We start from the raw sequence: 22619 nt of genomic DNA on the forward strand, positions 1-22619 counted from the left end.
TTAAACGTACGTATTCAGGCATTAAGCCGGTTTTGAAAGCCCAAAAAATTCGCGGGCCGTTAACTCATCACGCGCAATCTGCGCCTTTAGCTCATCCAGCGAGGCAAATCGCTGCTCATTGCGTATTTTTTTACGCAGGATAACGTCTATATGGCGACCGTAGAGGTCCATTACAACGTCCAACAAATGTACTTCCAGCTGCTGGCGAACGCCCGCAACCGTTGGGCGAGTACCGATATTGGCGACGCCTGTGTAGGATTTGTCGCCCAGCCCCGTCACTTCTACCGCATAAACCCCTTTAACCGGGGAGACCTGACGACGCAGCGGTAAGTTCGCCGTCGGGAAACCGATGGTACGGCCTAGCTCATCGCCGTGCACCACGCGCCCGGAGATAGTGAAAGGATGCCCCAATAAATTTTCGGCCAGTTCGAGTTGGTCGTCTGCCAGTGCCTGGCGCACGGCGGTACTGCTGATGCGCACTCCGCCTTCACAGAAGGTTTGGGTGCTGGTGACATCGAAACCAAATTCCACGCCAGCCTTCTGTAATAACAAGAAATCGCCCTGACGACCAGCGCCAAAGCGGAAATCATCGCCCACGGCAAGGAATTGTACGCCAAGACGCCTAACCAGCAGATCGCTGATAAAGTCCTGCGCGCTCAGTGCCGCAAAGCGTCGGTCAAAGCGTAGGCACAGGACATAGTCCACTCCACTCTCGGCCAGATAGCGTAATTTTTCGCGCAGACGCGTTAAACGCGCCGGGGCCTTTTCAGCCGCGAAAAGCTCCAGCGGCTGCGGTTCAAAAATCATCACCACGACGGGCAAACCACGCGCTCTGCCTTCGGCACGTAAGCCTTGCAGTAACGCTTGATGCCCACGATGCACACCGTCGAAATTACCAATGGTCAGCACGCACCCATGTGGTGCCTGACTGAGATTATGTATGCCGCGTATCAGCTTCATGTCTGGCTCAAAAGAGTGAAAATCGTCAGAGTATACCTTGTACAGCAGTCTACGTTAACCCGCTATTGTGCCTCATCATCGAAAGAGGGAATGATTTCATCAGCATCCATGAAAAAGGCAAGAAAATATGGCCGGGGCGCGTGATTTTTGTGCCGGAAAGACTGTATTCATCGCCCACAAGCTGGTAGAATCCTGCGCCATCAATACGTAATGCAGCGTTGTCAAATTAACGGCGCTTATTTGCACAAATCCATTGACAAAAGAAGGCTAAACGGGCATATTCCTCGGCCTTTGAATTGTCCATATAGAACACATTTGGGAGTTGGACCTTGGCTAATATCAAATCAGCTAAGAAGCGCGCCGTTCAGTCTGAAAAGGCTCGCAAGCACAACGCTAGCCGTCGCTCTATGATGCGTACTTTCATCAAGAAAGTATACGCAGCTATCGAAGCTGGCGACAAAGCTACTGCACTGAAAGCATTTAACGAAATGCAACCAATCGTGGACCGTCAGGCTGCTAAAGGTCTGATCCACAAAAACAAAGCTGCACGTCATAAAGCAAACCTGACTGCACAGATCAACAAACTGGCTTAATCGCCCGCTTGTTATCAGCTTTGTAAAAGAAACCCGCGAAAGCGGGTTTTTTTATGTCTGCAATTTAGATAATTCGCAATCCGGCCTACGGTTTTTCCACAAACAACGCAGAGTAATCGCGATGGCAGATACGTTGCACGGCGGGGTGTTGAATCATCCGTTCGGCGAAAATCGCATGATATTCTTCCATCACGTTGTCCAGACGGCCAATTTCTACGATGCTGTTATCCGCATAAAAATCATGCGCATACAATGTTGGCGCAACAAAGATAGCGTTATGCGCCGCACCAAAAGCCTTCATCAATGCCGCATCATCAAACTCGCCGAGAATTTCGACTTTCAGCCCCTGCACGTTAAACCAATTCAGCAGCTTGCGCCCGAGCATTGAGCGGCGGCCAGGGATCAGCAAACGCAGCTCTTCCAGGCAGGCCGGGAATGATTTTTCCGGCGGCGGGTTCATACACCAGAAGCTCACCCCACACTCGCCGATTTTCACCGAGAACAGCCCTTCCTGCTGCGTAGAGTCGATGGGGCAGTCGGAGATAATCATGTCCAGCTTATGCTGGCTCAGTTGCTCCAGCAGCATTTCATGCGTCGATTCAAAACAACGCAGGTGTATCTGTTCATCTTCGACCACCGCCGCATCGAGAATACCGCTGACCAGTCGCTTGGACAGCGCATCCGCCACGCCAACGTCAAACAGCAGGTTCGACTCTTTGCGATAGTTGACGATATCCAGCATCTCCTGGCTTAACGTGAACATTTTATCGGCGTAGCGAAACACCAGTTCGCCCAGCTCGCTTGGCTCAATGCCACGGCCTTTGCGCTTAAACAGCTTGCCCTGAAGGCGCTCTTCCAGCGCCTTGATTTGCCCGGTAATCGTTTGTGGCGTGAGGTACAGCGCCTCTGCCGCACCGACGACAGAACCCTCCTTGTAGACATGCCAAAAATAGTAAAGATGGTTGTAGTTAATATGCGACATGCGCTGTCTCCCTTTTCACTTAGCCGTCATTGGCCATCTGCGGCTTTAAATGCGCGCGCAGCAAACTGTATCCCACTACCGCCGACAGCACGGAGCCAATTAAAATGCCGAGCTTAGCCCAGTTGATAAGCGATGGATCGATGCTACCAAATGCAAGGCTGGCGATAAAAATAGACATCGTAAAACCAATACCACACAGCAGGCCTACGGCCATGATCTGCGTAAAGCTGGCTCCTTCCGGCAGACGCGCCAGCTTCAGCTTCAGCGCCAGCCAGCAGAACAGGCTGATGCCCAGCGGCTTACCGATAAACAGACCCGCGATGATACCCAGCGGCAGCATGGAGGTCAGCCCGCTGAAGGTCACACCGGCAAGCGACACACCGGCGTTGGCAAAGGCGAACAGCGGCAGGATCATAAACGCCACCCACGGATGCAGCACGTGCTCAAGTTGCTTCGCCGGTGATTTGCCGTTCTGCTCGCGCAGCGGAATAAAGAAGCCGACAATCACCCCGGCAAGCGTCGCATGTACGCCGGATTTCAGCACCGCCGTCCACAAGATAACGCCGACCAAAATATAAATACCGGTGCGGCGCACACCGCTCAAATTGAGCACCGCCAACACTGCGATAGCTGCCGCCGCCACGCCGAGCGATAACAGCGATAGATCGCTGGTATAGAACAAGGCGATAATCACTATCGCGCCTAAATCGTCAATGATTGCCAGCGCCATCAGGAAAATTTTGAGCGACGCCGGAACCCGGCTGCCGAGCAACGCCAGCACGCCAAGCGCAAACGCGATATCCGTTGCCGCAGGAATAGCCCAACCGCTGCTGGCAACCGTATCCTGCGCATTAAACGCCAGATACACCAGCGCCGGAACGACCATGCCACCCAAAGCGGCAATCACCGGGAAAATCGCCTGACGGCGCGATGCCAACGACCCCAGTAGCAACTCGCGCTTGACCTCCAGGCCAATCAGCAGGAAAAACACCGCCATTAAGGCATCGTTAATCCACAGCAACATATTTTTATTGATCTCTAACGCCCCAACGCGCAGCTGAACCGGCGTCTCCAGGAAGGCGTGATACAAGCCGCTGGTTGACCCAAGGTTAGCCATTAGCATTGCCAGGGCGGCGGCGATAATCAGGATGACGCCTCCAGAGGCATCACTGCTAAAAAAACGCTGAAGACTCTTCACTTTTACTCTCTCTATAATGGTGAATCGATCGTTTAAACCATTCTAGCTGACCAAACCAATCGAAAAAACAAGTTTATTATTGCCAAATAGATCGGTTTAAACGAATTATAAGATTAAAGAATGAGTGTAGTAAAAATGGTCTTAATCAGCATAGCTATCTGCGCTGCGCGGCATTATCAAGAAGGGGAGCTAAATAGGTGGGATGCCACAGGCCTGTGGCAGAGGATTTAATCATAAACAATTCGCAGCAGCGTTAATTGCTTGTCCTCATCGAGATACTCCGCCTCGGCCAACGCATAAGGTTCAGCAATGGATGTGGTGATATTTTCAACAATAATATGACGCGCAACGCTGTCTTTGCGATGGCATAACAACTCAAGCGCTTCCGTTTCATTCCAGCAGCCCATCGTCACTACGCTGCCCGAAAAAGCAATCGCCCCACTGGATGCCATCGCCCCCTCTCCCATCAAGAAAAGCACCACCAGCATGGAAATAACACCATATATTTTGTTCATCATGCGGACTCGTTTGTCAGTGTATCCGTTCATTTTCTGGGGTAGCGCTTTGCCACCCCGTATAGAACTCAGCCTTTAGCCCTCTGAATCGCCATCTGCAATGCCTCTTGCGATGTGCTGCCAGGGATAACCGAAACTCGTTTAACGTCCGAGTTTGCCGTCTGCGGCATAACCACGAAGGCTGGCGTCCCGCTGAAATCCATATGTTGCGCCAGTGCCTGATTCATCAGTAGCGCATCATGTATCGCTCCGCTGCTTTGCGCTTGTTTTACCGCTGCAATTTGCGTTTCCGTCAGGTAGTGCTGCGCCAGGGTGTAGACATCCTGCTCCGTCAATGCGCCTTCTACCTTGCCGGTCGCGTATAGCGCATTGTGCCACTCCAGGTATGATTCTCCGCCGTGAGTGAGCCAAACCTGCTCCCCGACTCTTGCTGCAAGCCCAGAGACAGGCCAGCGAGAAGAAAAAATCGGGAACTCTTTGAATATAAAGCGAGTGTCTGGGTTAGCTTTGACCAGGGCAGCAACCTGTTGAGCCATTTTGCTACACCATGAGCACTGATAATCGAAGAACATCACCACGGCAGCTTTCGCATCAGCAGGCCCTACGGATGGGCTATCGAGGCTTAATAAGTCGGCACGATACTGCAACGCCAACTGGACATAGGCCTGCTGCTGGGCAATTTGCTGGCGTTGATGCAGCGTTTCGCTGGCGGCCATCAAAAATTCAGGATGATCGGCAAGATAGGTGGCAATGACCTCGCCTACTTTATCTGGATGGCTCGTAATATAGGCCTCGGCTGCGGGGCCGATTTGCGAGGTTGGTACACTTTCTTCCGCCATTGTCGGAAGCGATATTGCGCCAAGCAGCGCGATTACGGCTAATCGTGGGTACATTGAAGTCGGGTGTAACATATACAGAGTCTCATGGTTTATAACATCAAATAGCTCCTGATATCAGAAGCCAGAAATCTCAGCGCGAATAACGCAAATCCTGCGTCAATGGCGGCATCACACGGCCATAATCATTAATGCTTTGCCAGTGCACATGACAGGTAAGCGCGCCCCGACACCAATGTGTTTTTCTGACCGCAAAAGGTGCTACCACCCCTGCGGCATCAATCGTTTTCTCATTGGTATGCAGTAAAAAAAGCGTGACGTAATAAGGCGTTGGGTTACGAACCTCTAGCCCCTCAGCCCCCAATACCCAATGCAATTGTTGGTAAGACTGCTGCGGATCGCCCGCCAAATTTGCAGGGCGATAAATCAGCTTCATCGACTGACGAAAGGCCAGTTGTACGCTATTGCTCTCGGCTTTACCGGAAGGGATGGCGGCAATACTCAGGGTAAACAAACTCTCCCGATCGCCGGGCAAACCCTGCCCGCTATAGACCACCCGAAGACGGCTTTCTTGCTTCGCGCGCAACAGAAAAAGGGGCGGCGTAATGATAAATGGCACACTGTTTGGCGCTTGAATTACCGCACCAGGCCAACGAGAAGCTGGCTGAACGTGGCTATTGATAAGCCAACTGCCGTCAGAGGTATTGTGCACGGGCACTGCGAGTGCATCCATCGACGCGCCATAGATAAATCGCGTCCCCCCAATCACGACACCGGCTTGCGCCCCGAAAACGGAGAGCCAAAAAGTGAGCGCGATAAACCGCAACATCGCGCTATTCATAGGAAAGAAGAAACGTTGCTGAGGCATTTGCGGTTCCCGGCACGACCGTGCCCCCGTCCGCAATATAGCGGGCGTAAAATTGCAGATGTGCCTCATGTTGTCCCGAAGAGAGCGGCTGAATGCTGCTTTCATCGCCTAATAAAATGGGCTTTTTATCTTTATCATAAAGTGCAACGCCAACCCCTGAGGCCTCATTTTCAAGCGGTATCAACGCCAATAAACCGGGGTTATGGGCATTCGCCGTTCCGCTAAAACTCACAGTTACCCCACTGGCCGTGGAGCCACAGTTTTGGAGATCAATCGCAAAGCCTTGCCATGCAGAACCCTCACCAACATGTTCAAACTGCCGGTTGGCAACGTCTCCCATCGCTACCGTGATGTTTTCTGAGTCAGGCGATAGCGTGCAGGTATTGTCTGTAATAATGCCGCTAACATAGACACGACCGTCATGCGCATGTGCGGCGGAAATCAGCAATAAAGCGATTCCGCCAATGGCAACCACATTTTTATTCATCACTCGGTCTTATTCATATTGCAGGTCAAAATACATAACCGCCGTAGCATTACCGGAAGTTACCGTTGGGCGAGTTGATTTATAACGGATATAAAATGACAAGGTATTGCGCCCGGCTTTTAAGGGATACAACAGTGAGTCCGCATTATTAATACCGACGGGGTCTTGATCATCATTCAGAATCTCAACACCAATGCCGCTCGCTAACATATTTCCCGCCCCCATTCCGGTATCAGAAAGCGCTAATAACGATGGCGAGTCATTATCCGCAATACCAGTAAACCAAATTTTCGTTCCGCTAATCCCACGTGAACAGTTTTTCAAATTAATATTGAAAGGCTTAAATTTTGACGTAGAGCCAACCGAGGGAAAGTCATCAACCGAAAATTGCCCTAAGTCAATCGTCTGGCTAAGGCTGGATGCTTCTACATCACAGGCTTGAGCCATAATAGTTCCCGTAAATTCGAGGTTGTATCCCGTATCCTCAGCGAGGCAAACGGACTGGCTCAATAGCGTGAGTAACAGCGTAGATATGATGAAAATACCGCGCTTCATTTAATCAAAGTCCACCCGTAAATTAGCCAACGCAGTAAAGACACCTTCGGCAGGGACTTCGCCGGTTGTGCTCACCGGATAAGCCTGTAGCGCAATATCAGCCTGCCCGGAATCGTCCGTCACGAAGGGCACATTGCTGCCTGCATCATTTGGTGTCAGAGCCGCCCCCGCGCGCGTTTCAACAACCACGCCAACATCCGGGTTATCTGAGGATATCGCCTGAGAAAAATGGCTATCTGGCGTTGCCTGCAGGCGCATACTCAAATTAACTTCAGAACCTGTGCCGCTGCACTTCACCGGCACATTAAATATGCGCCCCCTGACACCTGCGGGTTTTTCGCCAGCGTGGGTAAAGCCCCCGCTGTACAATGAACCAAAGTTAACCACAATGGTCTGCCCTGCGTTTATTTCACAGCTTTGCGGTACGGTGACAGTACCGCTAAGAATAATGTTATAAACAGCGTCAGTTAATGGATCGTTATTTCCCGTGGTCACATAAACGCTATACATTGGCCTGGAGGGAATATTGACGGTTCCGATAAACGGTTTGACTATCTTTAATTTAAAGACCAAGTTTGAATCACGAACGGGAAAAGACTCCCCTGCACTTTCTTTGCTGCCATAGCCCATCGCGTGATAATTCTCCGGGGGATAAATATCGCCTACGGCAGCGTCGTGAATACGTATTGCCGCTTCAAGGTAATCGGAGTCCAATTTAAGAAACTGCCAACGGCCTTCAGATTCAGCCACCGGATATTGCGAAGTATAAGAACGAAATGTCCGGCCATTAGACACCGAATCTTCCGGGCAACGAGCCTGTACATTCCCCCCCTGGTTCTTTACCAACGCGACCGTTTTACCGGCCTTATTTTGAGCAGGCGTTAAGGTGGTTGTTAAATCGTAATTCACACTTGATGGCACACCGTTGACGTTTTTACACGGCTGAGCAAAAGTGCTTTGACTCAGCATGAGCAAAAAAAACAGCGTAAATAACCCATTTATTTTCATTTAGTTGCATTCCTCATGTTGTCGAACCAATGCTTGAGGTGTGCCAGGCAATTGATAGTGAACTTCACAGTGTTGGTTTGGCTGCCGCCCCCAACGAACGTGTAGCGCTCCCCGCGATGCCAGCCCGGATAAATACACTTCGCCGTCATCACCGACGATACTTTCCCCTGAGCGGTTATCCACCGTCGCCGTTGCCCCAAAAGGCACGGCTTTACCGTTGTGTCGCAGCATTAATAACGCCCGCTCACCAATGCGCGCACGGAAGCGCGCTAACGCCAGCGCCCCTTCGGTAGGCACAACACGGGTCACGGCGTCGTCAATATCAACGTCGTCCGCCATACCGTTCACATCCAGCGCCATGCGATTTTGCCGATAGGCCGTCGCGTAAGGGACGACCGCATAACCCTGGCTATCGGTATGAACACCAGGCTCATCTTCAATGCCAACATTCGCCGCACCAGGGACGGCTATCAGAATATTGGTGTCGCCCAACGGTTGGCTGAAGGTTATACCGTGCGAATGCATTACCATGCCGCCGCTTAGGCCATAGTTAACCTGCCGGTAGTTACCGTTATCACTGACGTTGTAGCCCACATTCACGTTACCTTGTGCACCGTCATACTCCATGCTGGCAGCGCCGCTCTCGCTGCTTCCCGGGTTCTGAATGCTCTGCTGAACGCTGTAGCTGAGGTTATTTTCAGCCAGCAATGTACCATTGATACCGGTGCTTTCCGTCTGGTTGTGTTTGTTATCGCTACTGCTGTTGAAGGTCGCGTAGGCGTTGTGATGTTCGCCAGTGATCTCATCACCATGCGACAACCACTGGCTCAACGGCATCGACATACTCAATGCGACTATCTGGTCGCTTTGCGGTTCTCCCGGCGACTGGCTGTTGTTGTAGGACAGGCTCCATGAAATACCATCAATAGTATTGCTGTATCCCACCTGTAGTAGCGAGTTGGTTTCATCGGTATGCCAATAACTTTGCTTACTGGCCGTGATGAATAGCGATCCCCAATGTGCCAGCTGTTGAGAAATATTGAGCTGAATCTTGCCGCGCTTGGTGTAGTAGAGGTTGTAATAATCGGCCCAATTGACCTCGCCATTATCATCAACGCCCCCGTTATAACCCGTCATTTGTTTCCAGGCCGTTTCATCCAGGGTGTAGAAAGCAGAGGTCGAATATCGGTAGCCCAAAAGTTGCAGATGAGTGCCAAGTTGGCCGAGCGATTTCGCGTACAACAGGCGCAATGATTGCCCCTGATGACGGCTACCATCTGCCAGCGTGCTAGCGGCTTGCGTGATGTCCAGCGACAGCGCCCCACCGTCGCCCATATTGGCCCCGCTGCCTAAAGCAAACGCTTTATAGTGCGACGAAAGCTGGCTTCCACCATAGAGCGTAATCCCGTGTGCCAGCCCCCACATCAGTGTCGTTTGGGTGAATTTCACCGCATCTTGCTGGCTGCTATCACCGCGATATTCGGCCACCGTGGCGGTGTATTTCAGCCGCCCCTCTCGCTGCAAAATAGGCACTGCCGAATACGGCACACTGTAGCTGCTACTACTGCCGTCGGACTCTTTAACCTCAACAACTAAATCACCACTGGTCGCCGTGGGGTAAAGATCATTGATGGTGAACGCGCCGGGTGGGACGTAGCGCTGGTTGATGATGTAGCCATTTTGCCTGATAGTGACCTGCGCACTGCTTTTGGCAATACCATGAATAGTTGGCGCGAAGCCCTTCATGCTATCTGGCAGCATATTGTCATCCGAGGCGATTTGTATCCCCCGAAAAGGCAGGCTATCAAACACCGCTGACGGTGTGTAACTGTCGCCCGCCAGCAGCTCACTTTTTAGCCCAACAACGTCACGTTCCAGGTAAGTGCTGATATGCTGCCAATCATTTTGATTGTCTTCACTGCTTGCGGTGTAATTCCAGGTCGAATAGTCACGTAGCCTCCAGGCCCCGAGATTCAATCCACTGTTAAGGCCAAGGAAATAACTATTATCCGCCGAGCCGCCTGCGCTGCGGTCACTGCTGTTCGCCCCCGTAAAGGAATAATTCAACAGCAGTGCATTCACCCCTTCATCCCAACTTTTTGGCGAAACCTCGCCTCTGGCATTGTTCACCATCGCGGCCTGGGGAATGCTGATATTTAACCGAAGCTGGGCAAAATCAAAACGGGTAGACGCCGCAGGAATAGCGGCAGCAATGTCGAGACACGTATCCGATGCCGCTTTTGCCAGCGTCGGCAACGCTGGCACGTTAACCCCCATGGATTGCAACATTGCAGGTGTCAGGCAGGCGCTAAGCCCGCTATCATCCTGCGGTGTTTCTCCGGGTTTTACGGCATAAAAATCAATATCACGGCTAGCTTGCAATACCTTGTTGAGATAGATATCGACATGATAAATACCTGGAGCCTGGTTGTTGTGCGAAAAAGTAGACAGATCGGCAACCGCCGAGGGGTCATCAGACAAAAATGCGGGGTTAAAATAATTATCCGCCCAACTTTTTGGCAGGGTTAACGCGCCAGTCAGTGCCAGAGCAAGGCTCGTGAGCACAAATTTAGGGCGAGAATTCGAACGGCGCGTCATAGCATCAATATCCAGAGAGCATTAATTTATCGGGCAGGATTGTTTTGGTGTTGTCGCGCCAAAATCATTGACCGTCTGGAATACAACGCGGCCTGGAGGGGCACTCAGAGTTAACACACCTTTTGGCGGAACCATCGAATTAGCCAGTTTCTTGCCATTAACGTGTAATTCCACCAGCGAGACATAATATGGCGATGAATTTGACAGGGTTAATTGACCGGCTTCGTTATGGCAACGCAACGCTGCTGGAGCATCAATTGAAGGCGTCGGCAAATTATTTGGCCGAATGAATAACTTAATCACACTCTGCGTAGCAATTTGTAGAGAGTTGTTCGTGAGCTTATTTTTATCAACTGACGGGATAGCTTTACTGTTCAGATAAAAAACACTTTCTCTGTCCGTTGGTAGCGTTGGGCCAACGTACATAATTCGCAATATATTCTCTTTATCCGGCTGCATGACAAACAGCGGGGGCGTCACAATAAAATCAGGCGAACGGACGCCATCAGCATTAGCAACCCAAGACTGAATAAGAAAAACATTTTGGTGTGAAGAGTTTATCACCGGCAAAGAAACCTGCTTACTTCCCTGAGGGTAAATAACGCGAGTAGAACCTAGCGCAATACCTCCCGCGTGCGCGGACTGCATCATGCTTAATGCGGCCAGCAGCAGCAACTCTTGCATGATCTGTACTGTTTTTTTATTCATTCGTAACATACTCAAATAACAGCGCAGTGGCGCTGCTGCTAAACATTTCTGACAGCAGCGCCACTGTGCCAAAAATCAAGAATAAACCATGCTAAATGTTGCTGTTGCGGTGACATTACCCGTCGTTGCTTCACCGGTAGAAATATAGTCCACACTCAGCGGAACGATGTTTTCGCCATTATTAAGGCTAATCGTTGACGATGTTTCACCAATATTCAGCGTCTGACCATCTGGACCATATAGCTGTAATGCAACGTTAGTGGCGGAACCCGGCCCTGCGGCATTGGCAAGCGCGCCGGTCAGATTAGCGTCCTCCTGACCATTAAAAATAACTGCCGCATTCTGGCTTACCGACGTATCGCAATCTTCAAGTTTGATAGTGAAGCTCTCTTTCTGATTGGCGACCATTCCTGAGGCGGTTAATTTTGTGGCGCGAACCTGGCCCAGCGTCACGGTTTGATCGATAGAGTCCGCTGACACAGAGCAAGCGGCATCAACAACCTGTCCGACGAAATTCACCGTACCACCGGAAACGGTCGTGGTTTCGCCAGCAGTTGCAGCGAAAGCCGATACGGAGGAACCCGCTGCAATCGCGGTAACAATCAAGGCAAATACATGCTTTTTCATAAGAACCCTTTTAAATGTAATAAGTAGTTAATTGATTTCTTCAAAAAATAAAGGTGTATTCATCTGGAGGCTCTTATCGCCTGCCTTTAATAAATAATGATTCGCATTATTCCAATGCGACAAAGCTCAAGAAGATATTGAAAAAATAATATATCTTTTATTATTCATGACAGAGGGTGCAGGATGCAACATATGCCAGAAGCCTTTAAAGGACTCGCATTAATGCATTGTTTTACAATGATTTTTCACCCACCAGCCACAAGGGCAATTGACTTACAACACAGCCAATGCTACCCATGTAACATCATAATCTAATTAACAATATATTTTCTAAAACAGCTTGAACAATTTAACCAAAGAGTATTAATAGGCTACAGGTAGCTTTTGTACTGATAAAAGCCGTCCATTATCAATGTTGATATATCCTCCTTTTTTGAGTTCGGAAAGAAGCTTTAATGTTCTGCTGCGAGAGATTCCTGTACGCCGTTGGATAAAGTTCAGCACATTAATACTCCGACGATACTCTTCCGAATAAGACCAAATTTCAATCAGGAGCGTTCGTACCTTTAAATATGAATCGACGCCAACCAGTTCACGATCGCGCACGCTCATCACCATCAACCGATAAGCCAGAAAACGGGCAACGTCATGCCAAAGGTCGCATTCGCCAACAATACGTACAAAATCGGCTAATGATACGGCACAGCCACGCGTTAATGTTTCGGCAACCAGGAAATGCTCAGGCCTGGCGGGGACATCATAGGTGATACCATAGCTATCAGTTAAGCCCATCAATGAAGGCGCAAACTCAGAAGTTACGAGCATCCGATCATCACTTCGGCAATAGGAAAAAACGCCGTCCTCCAGCAATACAATGCGGTTTCCGCACTCCAGGTTCAATTGCATCTCTTCACCAGCCTGCAATACAAACGGCTGACCGAATGGTCGTAATGCCGAAAATATTGCATCAATAGCAGCATAGGGTTTTGCTTGTTGAGAGAAAGTAAATGAATGCAATTTATTATCATTACCAACAGAGTCTATTTTCATTATTTTTCATATAGATATAGTAGAATACATTAATGAACTTTATCTTTTCATCAAACATCGTTCAATTAAAAATAAATAACATCTACTTTCAGTATTTATGTTTCTATAAAGCACAAAAAAACAATAAAAAATGCATAAGTAAATTCTTAATCACAATAAAAAAAGCAAAAAACATTTTAAATAAACAATATTAACATGATTACCCATTCAGATATCATCATGGGTAACAGGTATGATATTTTAAAGCAGATAGACCAAATAATCTTAATAACGGTAAGATAATAAGCCAGACGCAAATTACTCGGTCAGCGGTTCACACTCACAGGCTCCCGGAATAAACTCCAGCACAATCTGATTGGCGCGTTGTAGCAGCCGAAGCGGCATCGCCTTCTGGCAACACCAGCGTGTTCCCTCAGCAAAAACATCATCCACATCAATGGAATACAAGCCGGGAGCCATACGCATCGGCAATGTCTGTTGTCGGCTATCGCTATCCAGCGAGAAAGAGTATTGATGGTGAGCGTTACTGAATCGATAGCGTAGAGGCGTGACACCTTTTGGTAGCCCTAAAATCGTGGCGTGAACATCAACCAATTTCTGGTGAGTGGCCTCAGGCTGTTGCAAAGCGTCATTGACCTGCCCAACCACAGCGGCACGCGGCGTAAAAAGTGCCATCTCCATGAGATTTTCAATGGTCTGGTTATTAATAATGCCAGGCTGCAACGCGATAGCATAATCACTATCGGCCAACAGTTGGGTGACCCAGGGTCTTTGATTAGCGTCCATGACAAGTGTCTGTTCACACACACCCGCATCTGACCACAGCTCAACCACCATCTCGGTTTCAGCAATGGCGCCCGCTTCCTGATACTCGCGATCAACATCACTATTGCCGTTTTTACTTAAGACCGTCATGAACAAATTTCCTCAATCCCTGATGGAAAAAAGCCCCGTCAGAACGGGGCTTAAATTATGGAGCCCAATAATTCACGTTTAACGAGAACGATTAGTAAGCGCCAAGATCAGTCCATGCACCGCCGTTACCGCAGTTCATATCCGGCTGGTCACCCATAGACCACCATTTCACCTGGTAGTTATGGCCTTTCCAGCTCACGATTTCGAAAGAACCCCAGTTTGCGCCATATACGGTATTGGCATTCCACTGCGCATGAGGAGAGGCTTTATCATCCGCATCTGCATCCGGTTCGTCACCCTCTTCCGGTTCTACCGGAACCACAATATCGTCCTCTTCTTCATCTTCCGGTTCTGGCTGAACCTGGGACATAGCAGGAACAGCTGTCAGGACAAATCGTTGCTGAGAAGACGGTTCGTTGTAGCAATCACGAACAAACAAAGTGAACTGGAACTCAGTCTTCTCGCTGACTTCTGGCACAACAAACTCAATCACTTCCGCCGTTTTATCTGCGACCGAAATGGTAGACGGTACGCCCCAGCTAAAGGAAATTTCATCTTCGTCTTCATCCGAAGAACCCGCACCAGACAGTTGTACGGTAGCGCCACCGACAACCAGCAGTTCAATTTCCGCTTTAGGGGCGTGGTTAACACCGGTTGGGGTTTCGTTTTGTTCTTCTTCACCTTTCTCTACGTTAATCCCTTCGAAATAGAACGGTTCCATATCGATGGTTTCAGACGCGATTTCATAACCCAGACCTTCACGTACAGCGTTAACCAGCACGCCGTTGTCCTGATCGATAGTCCAGGTAAACACACCACCCAGACCCAGCTTCGCGGCATATTCACCTTTCGCTTTCACGGTACGAGGCGTATCCAGGGACAGGAACAGTTTTGATTCCGGGTTGAACAGGTAGTCAGCATCGGCAACCTTGTCGGTATAGACGTTGAAACCGTTACGGCCTTTCTGATTTTCCAGATCCAGGTAGTTGTAAATCACGTCGTACCATTCATTAGTACCGGACTCGAATGAGCCAGTGGTAATGCCGGTGCCTGGGGTATAAGAACCCTTCAGCGGGGACAGCGATTCAATTTCTGCCTGACGAGCGTTACGGGTATAACCTGCATAACCGATATTGATACGGTCAGCCGGGAAACCTTCAGCTAACAGGTGATCAACGATCGTTTCAACAGACCACGCGCCCTTCTCTTGTGCCTTCAGGTTAGTGTGATGGCCCAGTTTTTCTGCCCACGGCGTACCAAAGAAGTCATAGGTCATCAGGTTGATGCCAAACAGGCCAGCCGCCAACAGATCCTTCACTTTTGCGAAATCAAAAATACTGGTTACAGCAGAAGCTGCGATGGAGATTTTCACGTTGCCCAGGTTGGCAGCGTCCAGTTGCTTACGCAGTTCGGCAATCAGCAGAGCATAATTAGCACCATCTTCTTCGCCAAATGGGTTGCCTGCGCCTTCATTGTTTGGATATTCCCAGTCGATATCCACTTCGCTGAACATCGGGAATTGTTTGAACAGCTTGACCACACCTTTAGCAAACGTTTTACGTGAGGCGTCGGAAGCAGAGGTTTCATGGAAACCGTTACTCATACTCCAACCACCAATACTCATCGACAGTGCCAGAGTATGGCCAGCAGACTTCGCTTTCGCCTGCATATCACGCAGCGCGCCGAGTAAGCCTTTAGAGTTGGCCTGAGTCACGGTTTTTGGATCAACATCCCAACCGCTTTCTTTAAAACCCAGGTTCTCATAAGACTGGAAATCACCCCACGGATCGAGGAAAGTCGGCTCATATTTCACTTTACCGCACTGTTCTGCGGCTTCAGCAACAACGTCACGTGCCAGAGTATCGACTTTCTTAAAGCCGGTAATACCGACGAAACCGAAAATCAGTTTGTCATAAGCGGTTGGCGATACGTTGGTTAAATCATAGCCACGACCACGATCGGCTGGATTATCATTTCCCTGTAAACGGGAGTCATACTGCGACCAGTCAGTGTAATAACCGAATACTTTCGGCTTAGAGGCAGATTCTTTGTACTTATTATAGACCGGCTTCGCTACACGAGCGGAGGTATAGGTTAATTTGCTATCGTCCTTCGCTGGATTAAAGCCATCGGCAGCATTGCTGGTTTCAGTCAGGGTGTCGTTTTTAATCAGTTTGCTCGTAGCCATTTTCAATATCCTTTTAAGTTTGATTAATTGTCGCAGTTCGTTCTGCGAGGTCTATATTCCATCGATAGCTGAAAAATGGCTAATCACTAAACATCACATATTCAACACACCATATCACTCGCATCATTGAGATATATAAATACAGTAATGATACTCAACACCATTTTATTTATATGTCTCATTGACTGTTATAGGCTACGAAAATGAACCATATTAAATCTCATTTAAAAAGCCATTAAACATCATTTAATTGATAAGGGATTTTGTGATGAGCCTCTCGTAAACTCCGGGCAATACAATCAATACGACGAGTATTAATAGCTCAAGATAATTCTTATGTCCTATATTCAGCACAGACAACCAGGACGTATATAACTAAAGGACGATGTTATGAAAACATATCTCATTAATGAAATTTGTATCTACAGTGCAGGGAAGTATGAACTGAGAACCAAAACCAGTTCTCAGGTCATTAAAATGACGGCGATGAGAGCCAAGTGCCTCACCTTCATCATCGAAAACGCACATCAGGGGATTATCGAGCGACAAAAAATAGCAACAGAGTTGTGGGGAAGCCGTAGCCATTTTGTAAATGATGCCAATTTAACGCAGATACTTTATTTAATCCGCCGGGATCTAAAAGCGCTAGGGATTAGCGATTTATTCATTACGGTTCCTCGGCAAGGCATTCAGGTAAACACTGAGATTGCGATTAAACCCATAGACATGGAGAAAAAAGGAGCCAGAAAGCAGGTATTCAGAAAAGCTATTGCCGCCTTAACAACCGTATTTTCTGTCACCTTAGGCACAGCAATGTATTTGCATATTCATTAATTCAAGGAAATGAAAAATGAACCCAATTATTGATGGAATTATAAGTATTGAAGGCAGTTATAGCACGAATGCCAAGGATTCCGGCGGGAGAACAAACTGGGGAATTACGGAGGCGGTTGCCCGCGCTCACGGCTATTCAGGCGATATGCGAAATCTAACCTACAGTGAAGCTTATAGCATTCTGGAAAAGGATTATTGGATTAAACCCGGCTTTGAACAGGTTGCTCAGCTATCCTATCCCATCTCTTTTGAGCTATGCGATGCGGCAGTTAATATCGGCACTCACTATCCATGCGTATGGCTACAGCGCTGGTTAAACGTGTTGAACCGCGAAGAGAAAAACTATCGTGATATCAATGCCGATGGTCGTATTGGCCCGCAGACGCTTGCAGCTTTGAGACACTACCTTTCCTGGCGAGGCAAAGAAGGTGAAGAAACGCTTGTTAAAGCATTAAATTGTAGCCAGGGTGCATACTATTTAGATATCGCAGAAAAACATATGAAGAATGAAGAGTTTATTTATGGCTGGATGAAAAACAGAGTGGCATAGCCAGTTATCGTTGACTTAAAACATAAAAGACTCAAGGATGAGCCTTTTATATTTTATATAAATAAAAAAACCAACCTTAGCTAATTAATATTGACATCAGCAATATATTTTTTCACTTTTTCGCCTAACAGTTTCAAGATAGGGGCGGCAAACACACCACCAAGGCCTGACGCAATTAAGACCATATTGAAGCTAAGGCCTTTCTCAATAGCAATTGCACTAAATAAAAAGCTTGTAAAACAGGATATAATAACTTGTATAAGAAAATTTGAGATGCATTTATGGAAGTTGATTTCTTGCTGTTTATCCTTACGGGAAAAATAACTAACAAATCCGCCCCAGGCCCCCATAGCAATAATCGTAAGAAGAATTTCCATTTCTAATAAAACAACTTCAGTCGTCGGAAGGTGATTTGGAATAGACATTTTAAACTCCTGTATAAATATAAGTGAATGATACTTACCAGGAGTTTAATTAAAACTTGATGAAGAGCATAATAAAACAGCGTCACATTCTACCATTATGTCTCATCGGGCTTCAGTGACCGCTATTAGCGACGGAAAGAGGAAAGTGTATGCAGCATAGATACGATTTCATTAATGGCACTGATATTTTTACTATTTTTTCGCCATGATGCATAAACCTGTACCGGCCTAAACGTAAGCTCAGGGGGTGGCTGAATGAATTTAATATCATGTTTACGCTGGTTTTTATAAAACAGAGCCATTTTTAACGGCATTAGAGAGATCAATGAGGTGCGTTCAACCATGCTAATCAGGCCATTAATCGAATCACTGCGATAACCAATGATACGATTACCCTTATAATAAGGATCATCTTTGAATAACCCACTATCATTGATAATCATTGAGCTGTTGGCACCAGATTGATATAAAGCATGACGAGATGAGTAGAAATGATGAAGAGAGAGCTGTGATAATTGACTCAGCATATGGTTGCTGGAGCAGATACAAACAAAGCTCTTGAAGCTATCGATGATTTGGTTATCAACACCAGGAACTACAATGGGATCAATACCAATCAGTAGATCGCACTCTGCAGTAAACAGTTTCTCAATCATCCATTCGCGATCTATATTTCTGGATGAGAAATGGCTGACCAATATACGCTCGAAAACACCCTCACCATACAGTTGAGAAAGATAGTAGCTTTCGACAACATCCCCTCCCAAAATTGTGATATGCGCATCCTCGCTTTTTCCGCTATTAACCTGAAAAGTGTCATCAACCAACTCCATGGCCTGGCGGAAATTCTGATGAATTTCGATAGCTTTAGCCGTGGGTAACAGCCCTTCTTTACCTCTGACGAAGAGGTCTTCTTGATAGTGATTTTGCAGGCGCTTAAGCGCCAGAGAAACAGCGGCGGGGGTTATTCCTAATTTCTTGGCTGCCTTAACCGCATTTCCAGCTGAAATAATAGCGTCAAGAATTTTGATCAAATTATAGTCAAAATCTTTATTGGCACCTTTCGATCCCATCCACTACCAGCCTCTAAATGCGAAAAAAGCAATATAGATAATACTCACAATAAATCAATTCTAATCAGCTACAATTGTGCAGTTACTCTGAGATAAGCAAACCTTGCCTATTCATTATAGTGGCAAAAACTAGCCAAACATAATATGCATGAGACACGTAGAATAAATATCCTCCAGCATAGCCAGAGATTTTTCAGAGTTACAGTGCGCTAAGCTCTTATTGTCTCTCATTGCGACTACCTTTTGATTCCTTGTTTGACCGTTGCCGTTACCAGACCGCAAGGCGTTTTAACAAATCAATAAAGGGTTTTAATCACGGCCCTAAAGCTAAAAGCTTTACAGCCCCCACCCGGCAGGGGGGCTTCTATAGACAAAAACCCGGAGCACAATGCCCCGGGTTTTCGGTTTTCACTCTTTCGCCTGACGGCGAAAGATTAGCGTGTCAGGTCATCAAAGAATTTCTTCACGCCATCGAAGAAGCTTTTCGAACGCGGGCTGTTGTTTTCCCCGGTCGGGCCGCCAAAGCTTTCTTGCAGATCTTTGAGCAGCTGTTTCTGCTTCTCGTTCAGGCCTACTGGCGTTTCTACGACCACGCGGCACAGCAGGTCGCCCTGCGCACCACCGCGAACTGATTTAACCCCTTTGCCACGCATACGGAACAGTTTGCCGGTTTGCGTTTCACCAGGGATTTTCAGTTTCACACGGCCATCAAGCGTCGGGACTTCAATCTCGCCGCCCAGCGCCGCCATGGAGAAGTTGATTGGCACTTCGCAGTACAGGTTGTTGCCTTCACGCTCAAAGATAGCGTGCTGCTTCACCTGAACCTGTACATACAGGTCGCCTGCCGGTGCGCCGTGCTCACCCGCTTCACCTTCGCCAGACAGACGAATGCGATCGCCGGTATCCACGCCAGCCGGGATTTTAACTGACAGTGTTTTGGTTTTCTCAACGCGCCCGTGACCGTGGCATTTATTGCACGGATCTTTAATCAGCGTACCGCGCCCCTGACAGTGTGGACAGGTCTGCTGTACGGCGAAGAAGCCCTGACGCATCTGCACCTGGCCGGAACCGTGACAGGTTGGGCAAGTCTGTGGCTGAGAACCCGCTTTCGCGCCGCTACCGTGGCAAATGTCGCACTCTTCCAGAGTTGGGATACGGATCTCTTTGGTCACACCACGGACAGCTTCTTCCAGCGTGAGAGCCATGTTGTAGCGCAGATCGGCACCCCGTGAAGCACGCTGACGGCCACGACCGCCACCGAAGATATCGCCGAACACGTCACCAAAGATATCGCTGAAATCAGCGCCGCCGCCGAATCCGCCACCGCCACCACCCATGCCACCTTGCTCAAATGCGGCATGGCCGTATTGATCGTAGGCGGCACGTTTTTGCGCATCGGTCAGGACTTCGTAGGCTTCTTTGATTTCTTTAAATTTTGCTTCGGCCTCTTTATCACCCTGGTTACGGTCTGGGTGATATTTCATGGCCAGGCGTTTGTACGCCTTTTTGATTTCACGCTCTTCCGCTGTTTTGGAAACGCCTAAAATCTCGTAATAGTCTTGTTTCGCCATCTCTTTTTATCTGCCCCTAACATGCGTGCACGGGCGGAGAGGAAACCTCTTCGCCCGTGCCAGTAATTACCCGTTCAAAGGGCGATTATTTTTTGTCTTTCACTTCTTCAAACTCGGCGTCAACAACATCGTCATCTTTCGCGTTGTTTGCAGAAGCATCAGCGCCTGCTGCACCAGCCTGCTGCTGTGCGTGCTGCTGCTGAGCGATTTCCATCAGTTTCTGGGAAACCTGAGCCAGCGCCTGCATTTTCGCTTCGATATCAGCTTTGTCTTCGCCTTTCAGAGAACCTTCCAGCGCTGTCAGAGCAGACTCAATGGCAGTTTTGTCGTCAGCTGGCAGTTGGTCGCCGGCTTCTTCAACCTGCTTGCGAGTGCTGTGCAGCAGATGGTCACCCTGGTTGCGAGTCTGAACCAGTTCTTCGAACTTACGGTCAGATTCAGCATTCGCTTCTGCTTCGCGAACCATTTTCTGGATCTCTTCTTCGTTCAGACCAGAAGAGGCCTTGATGGTGATTTTCTGCTCTTTACCGCTGTTTTTGTCTTTCGCGGAAACGTGCAGAATACCGTCAGCATCGATATCGAAGGTCACTTCGATTTGCGGCATACCGCGCGGTGCCGGGCTGATACCATCCAGGTTGAACTGACCCAGAGATTTGTTATCAGACGCACGTTTACGTTCACCCTGAATCACATGGATGGTTACCGCAGACTGGTTGTCTTCAGCGGTAGAGAACACCTGGCTGTGTTTCGTCGGGATAGTGGTGTTTTTGTTGATAAGCGCAGTCATTACGCCGCCCATGGTTTCGATACCCAGAGACAGAGGGGTAACGTCCAGCAGCAGTACGTCTTTCACTTCGCCCGTCAGAACACCACCCTGAACGGCTGCACCGATAGCCACAGCTTCATCTGGGTTAACGTCTTTACGTGGCTCTTTACCAAAGAATTCAGCCACTTTCTTCTGAACCATTGGCATACGAGTCTGACCACCGACCAGGATAACGTCCTGGATGTCGGATACGGACAGGCCAGCATCTTGCAGAGCAACTTTCAGCGGCTCGATAGAACGGTTCACCAGGTCTTCTACCAGGCTTTCCAGTTTCGCACGGGTCACTTTAATGTTCATGTGTTTAGGACCGGTCGCGTCTGCAGTGATGTACGGCAGGTTCACGTCGGTCTGCTGAGCGGAAGACAGTTCGATCTTCGCTTTCTCAGCGGCTTCTTTCAGGCGCTGCATCGCCAGCGGGTCGTTACGCAGGTCGATGCCCTGATCTTTCTTAAACTCGTCAACGAGGTAGTTGATCAGACGGGTATCGAAGTCTTCACCACCCAGGTGGGTATCACCGTTGGTTGCCAGAACTTCGAAGGTTTTTTCGCCGTCAACTTCGTCGATTTCGATAACGGAGATATCGAAAGTACCACCACCGAGGTCATATACCGCGATAGTACGGTTGCCGACTTCTTTATCCAGACCGTAAGCCAGCGCTGCGGCGGTTGGTTCGTTGATGATACGTTTTACTTCCAGACCTGCGATACGGCCAGCATCTTTAGTAGCCTGACGCTGAGCATCGTTGAAGTACGCAGGAACGGTGATAACCGCTTCAGTTACTGGTTCACCCAGGTAATCTTCAGCCGTTTTCTTCATTTTTTTCAGCACTTCAGCAGAGATCTGCGGTGGTGCAGTTTTGGTGCCTTTCACATCAAGCCATGCGTCGCCATTGTCTGCGGCAACAATTTTGTACGGCATGATAGAAACGTCACGCTGAACTTCTTCGTCCTGGAAGCGGCGACCAATCAGGCGTTTAATCGCAAACAGGGTGTTTTGCGGGTTTGTCACTGCCTGACGTTTAGCCGGCTGACCAACCAGAGTTTCACCATCCTGGGTATAAGCAATGATAGAAGGCGTGGTGCGATCGCCTTCGGCATTCTCCAGCACACGTGCAGTAGTGCCATCCATAATCGCTACACAAGAGTTGGTAGTACCCAGGTCGATACCAATAATTTTACCCATCTAAACGTCTCCACTAAAAATTCAGTCAACATGTGGTTGTGAGTCTGTAATAAGGGCGAAACGCGCGGTT

22 protein-coding genes are annotated in these 22619 nt (G+C 48.6%); 3 read left to right on the forward strand and 19 right to left on the reverse strand.

Annotated elements, in window-relative coordinates; translation table 11 throughout:
- Window positions 1–21: 21 nt before the first annotated feature.
- Window positions 22–960, reverse strand: coding sequence for a bifunctional riboflavin kinase/FAD synthetase (gene ribF, locus AC6I4B_RS19735; RefSeq protein WP_497767592.1), 939 nt, complete (start codon window positions 958–960; stop codon window positions 22–24).
- A 329-nt stretch (window positions 961–1289) separates the two neighbouring features.
- On the opposite strand from ribF, the gene rpsT reads away from it, so the two are divergent.
- Window positions 1290–1553 carry a 30S ribosomal protein S20 gene (rpsT, locus tag AC6I4B_RS19740; protein WP_003018940.1) on the forward strand — a complete coding sequence of 88 codons (264 nt, stop codon included), beginning with the start codon at window positions 1290–1292 and terminating at the stop codon, window positions 1551–1553.
- A gap of 85 nt (window positions 1554–1638) precedes the next feature.
- Here the strand turns inward: rpsT and nhaR are convergent, their stop codons facing one another.
- The 14 genes from nhaR to AC6I4B_RS19810 all read right to left on the reverse strand — a co-directional run bounded on the left by nhaR (window position 1639) and on the right by AC6I4B_RS19810 (window position 16088).
- Window positions 1639–2535, reverse strand: a complete 897-nt coding sequence (nhaR, locus tag AC6I4B_RS19745) for a transcriptional activator NhaR (protein ID WP_497767594.1) — start codon at window positions 2533–2535, stop codon at window positions 1639–1641.
- Between the two features lie 19 nt (window positions 2536–2554).
- Window positions 2555–3733: a Na+/H+ antiporter NhaA gene (nhaA, locus tag AC6I4B_RS19750; RefSeq protein WP_497767595.1), complete on the reverse strand. Its 1179-nt coding sequence runs from the start codon at window positions 3731–3733 to the stop codon at window positions 2555–2557.
- Window positions 3734–3960: 227 nt separating this feature from the next.
- Window positions 3961–4251 carry a hypothetical protein gene (locus tag AC6I4B_RS19755; protein ID WP_497767596.1) on the reverse strand — a complete coding sequence of 97 codons (291 nt, stop codon included), beginning with the start codon at window positions 4249–4251 and terminating at the stop codon, window positions 3961–3963.
- Window positions 4252–4316: 65 nt separating this feature from the next.
- Entirely contained in the window at window positions 4317–5159 is an 843-nt protein-coding gene (locus AC6I4B_RS19760) for a DsbA family protein (RefSeq protein WP_497767598.1), read from the reverse strand.
- A 58-nt stretch (window positions 5160–5217) separates the two neighbouring features.
- Complete coding sequence (locus AC6I4B_RS19765) at window positions 5218–5925, reverse strand: pili/flagellar-assembly chaperone (RefSeq protein WP_497772257.1); 708 nt, start codon at window positions 5923–5925, stop codon at window positions 5218–5220.
- On the reverse strand, window positions 5918–6439 hold the full coding sequence (locus AC6I4B_RS19770) for a fimbrial protein BcfF (protein ID WP_497767599.1): 522 nt from the start codon (window positions 6437–6439) through the stop codon (window positions 5918–5920). The genes AC6I4B_RS19765 and AC6I4B_RS19770 overlap by 8 nt, the downstream gene beginning before the upstream one ends.
- A 9-nt stretch (window positions 6440–6448) precedes the next feature.
- Window positions 6449–6994, reverse strand: a complete 546-nt coding sequence (locus AC6I4B_RS19775) for a fimbrial protein BcfE (RefSeq protein ID WP_497767601.1) — start codon at window positions 6992–6994, stop codon at window positions 6449–6451.
- The gene (locus AC6I4B_RS19780) at window positions 6995–8002 is read right to left on the reverse strand and encodes a fimbrial protein (RefSeq protein WP_497767602.1); all 1008 of its coding nucleotides are present in this window, start codon (window positions 8000–8002) and stop codon (window positions 6995–6997) included. It abuts the gene before it with no gap.
- Window positions 8003–10600, reverse strand: coding sequence for a fimbrial biogenesis usher protein (locus tag AC6I4B_RS19785; RefSeq protein ID WP_497767604.1), 2598 nt, complete (start codon window positions 10598–10600; stop codon window positions 8003–8005).
- Between the two features lie 21 nt (window positions 10601–10621).
- Window positions 10622–11308: a fimbria/pilus periplasmic chaperone gene (locus tag AC6I4B_RS19790; RefSeq protein ID WP_497767606.1), complete on the reverse strand. Its 687-nt coding sequence runs from the start codon at window positions 11306–11308 to the stop codon at window positions 10622–10624.
- A gap of 75 nt (window positions 11309–11383) precedes the next feature.
- Window positions 11384–11935, reverse strand: coding sequence for a fimbrial protein BcfA (locus AC6I4B_RS19795; protein ID WP_497767607.1), 552 nt, complete (start codon window positions 11933–11935; stop codon window positions 11384–11386).
- Between the two features lie 363 nt (window positions 11936–12298).
- On the reverse strand, window positions 12299–12985 hold the full coding sequence (locus tag AC6I4B_RS19800) for a winged helix-turn-helix transcriptional regulator (protein WP_497767609.1): 687 nt from the start codon (window positions 12983–12985) through the stop codon (window positions 12299–12301).
- 297 nt (window positions 12986–13282) lie between these two features.
- Window positions 13283–13900, reverse strand: a complete 618-nt coding sequence (locus tag AC6I4B_RS19805; RefSeq protein ID WP_497767610.1) for a hypothetical protein — start codon at window positions 13898–13900, stop codon at window positions 13283–13285.
- 91 nt (window positions 13901–13991) lie between these two features.
- Window positions 13992–16088: a glycoside hydrolase family 18 protein gene (locus AC6I4B_RS19810; RefSeq protein ID WP_497767612.1), complete on the reverse strand. Its 2097-nt coding sequence runs from the start codon at window positions 16086–16088 to the stop codon at window positions 13992–13994.
- Window positions 16089–16478: 390 nt separating this feature from the next.
- On the opposite strand from AC6I4B_RS19810, the gene AC6I4B_RS19815 reads away from it, so the two are divergent.
- On the forward strand, window positions 16479–16922 hold the full coding sequence (locus tag AC6I4B_RS19815) for a winged helix-turn-helix domain-containing protein (RefSeq protein WP_497767613.1): 444 nt from the start codon (window positions 16479–16481) through the stop codon (window positions 16920–16922).
- A gap of 16 nt (window positions 16923–16938) precedes the next feature.
- Window positions 16939–17472 (forward strand): glycoside hydrolase family 108 protein, encoded by a 534-nt coding sequence (locus AC6I4B_RS19820; protein WP_497767615.1) that lies wholly within the window; start codon window positions 16939–16941, stop codon window positions 17470–17472.
- Window positions 17473–17552: 80 nt separating this feature from the next.
- Here the strand turns inward: AC6I4B_RS19820 and AC6I4B_RS19825 are convergent, their stop codons facing one another.
- The 4 genes from AC6I4B_RS19825 to dnaK form a co-directional block, all read right to left on the reverse strand.
- Window positions 17553–17897 carry a phage holin family protein gene (locus AC6I4B_RS19825; RefSeq protein WP_497767616.1) on the reverse strand — a complete coding sequence of 115 codons (345 nt, stop codon included), beginning with the start codon at window positions 17895–17897 and terminating at the stop codon, window positions 17553–17555.
- Between the two features lie 125 nt (window positions 17898–18022).
- On the reverse strand, window positions 18023–18970 hold the full coding sequence (locus AC6I4B_RS19830; RefSeq protein ID WP_497767618.1) for a LysR family transcriptional regulator: 948 nt from the start codon (window positions 18968–18970) through the stop codon (window positions 18023–18025).
- A 434-nt stretch (window positions 18971–19404) separates the two neighbouring features.
- Window positions 19405–20541, reverse strand: coding sequence for a molecular chaperone DnaJ (gene dnaJ / locus AC6I4B_RS19835; RefSeq protein ID WP_497767619.1), 1137 nt, complete (start codon window positions 20539–20541; stop codon window positions 19405–19407).
- An 85-nt stretch (window positions 20542–20626) separates the two neighbouring features.
- Window positions 20627–22549: a molecular chaperone DnaK gene (dnaK, locus tag AC6I4B_RS19840; RefSeq protein ID WP_497767621.1), complete on the reverse strand. Its 1923-nt coding sequence runs from the start codon at window positions 22547–22549 to the stop codon at window positions 20627–20629.
- Window positions 22550–22619: the final 70 nt, after the last annotated feature.

The sequence above is a fragment of the Kluyvera fluvialis genome (assembly GCF_059725275.1).

Coding starts and splice junctions, on each gene's coding strand:
- AC6I4B_RS19785 (WP_497767604.1), bottom strand. CDS start 10,600: ATGACGCGCCGTTCGAATTCTCGCCCTAAATTTGTGCTCACGAGCCTT.
- AC6I4B_RS19815 (WP_497767613.1), top strand. CDS start 16,479: ATGAAAACATATCTCATTAATGAAATTTGTATCTACAGTGCAGGGAAG.
- AC6I4B_RS19775 (WP_497767601.1), bottom strand. CDS start 6,994: ATGAAGCGCGGTATTTTCATCATATCTACGCTGTTACTCACGCTATTG.
- AC6I4B_RS19795 (WP_497767607.1), bottom strand. CDS start 11,935: ATGAAAAAGCATGTATTTGCCTTGATTGTTACCGCGATTGCAGCGGGT.
- AC6I4B_RS19790 (WP_497767606.1), bottom strand. CDS start 11,308: ATGAATAAAAAAACAGTACAGATCATGCAAGAGTTGCTGCTGCTGGCC.
- ribF (WP_497767592.1), bottom strand. CDS start 960: ATGAAGCTGATACGCGGCATACATAATCTCAGTCAGGCACCACATGGG.
- AC6I4B_RS19760 (WP_497767598.1), bottom strand. CDS start 5,159: ATGTTACACCCGACTTCAATGTACCCACGATTAGCCGTAATCGCGCTG.
- AC6I4B_RS19810 (WP_497767612.1), bottom strand. CDS start 16,088: ATGGCTACGAGCAAACTGATTAAAAACGACACCCTGACTGAAACCAGC.
- AC6I4B_RS19755 (WP_497767596.1), bottom strand. CDS start 4,251: ATGATGAACAAAATATATGGTGTTATTTCCATGCTGGTGGTGCTTTTC.
- nhaR (WP_497767594.1), bottom strand. CDS start 2,535: ATGTCGCATATTAACTACAACCATCTTTACTATTTTTGGCATGTCTAC.
- dnaJ (WP_497767619.1), bottom strand. CDS start 20,541: ATGGCGAAACAAGACTATTACGAGATTTTAGGCGTTTCCAAAACAGCG.
- AC6I4B_RS19805 (WP_497767610.1), bottom strand. CDS start 13,900: ATGACGGTCTTAAGTAAAAACGGCAATAGTGATGTTGATCGCGAGTAT.
- AC6I4B_RS19780 (WP_497767602.1), bottom strand. CDS start 8,002: ATGAAAATAAATGGGTTATTTACGCTGTTTTTTTTGCTCATGCTGAGT.
- AC6I4B_RS19770 (WP_497767599.1), bottom strand. CDS start 6,439: ATGAATAAAAATGTGGTTGCCATTGGCGGAATCGCTTTATTGCTGATT.
- AC6I4B_RS19765 (WP_497772257.1), bottom strand. CDS start 5,925: ATGAATAGCGCGATGTTGCGGTTTATCGCGCTCACTTTTTGGCTCTCC.
- AC6I4B_RS19825 (WP_497767616.1), bottom strand. CDS start 17,897: ATGTCTATTCCAAATCACCTTCCGACGACTGAAGTTGTTTTATTAGAA.
- dnaK (WP_497767621.1), bottom strand. CDS start 22,549: ATGGGTAAAATTATTGGTATCGACCTGGGTACTACCAACTCTTGTGTA.
- AC6I4B_RS19820 (WP_497767615.1), top strand. CDS start 16,939: ATGAACCCAATTATTGATGGAATTATAAGTATTGAAGGCAGTTATAGC.
- AC6I4B_RS19800 (WP_497767609.1), bottom strand. CDS start 12,985: ATGAAAATAGACTCTGTTGGTAATGATAATAAATTGCATTCATTTACT.
- AC6I4B_RS19830 (WP_497767618.1), bottom strand. CDS start 18,970: ATGGGATCGAAAGGTGCCAATAAAGATTTTGACTATAATTTGATCAAA.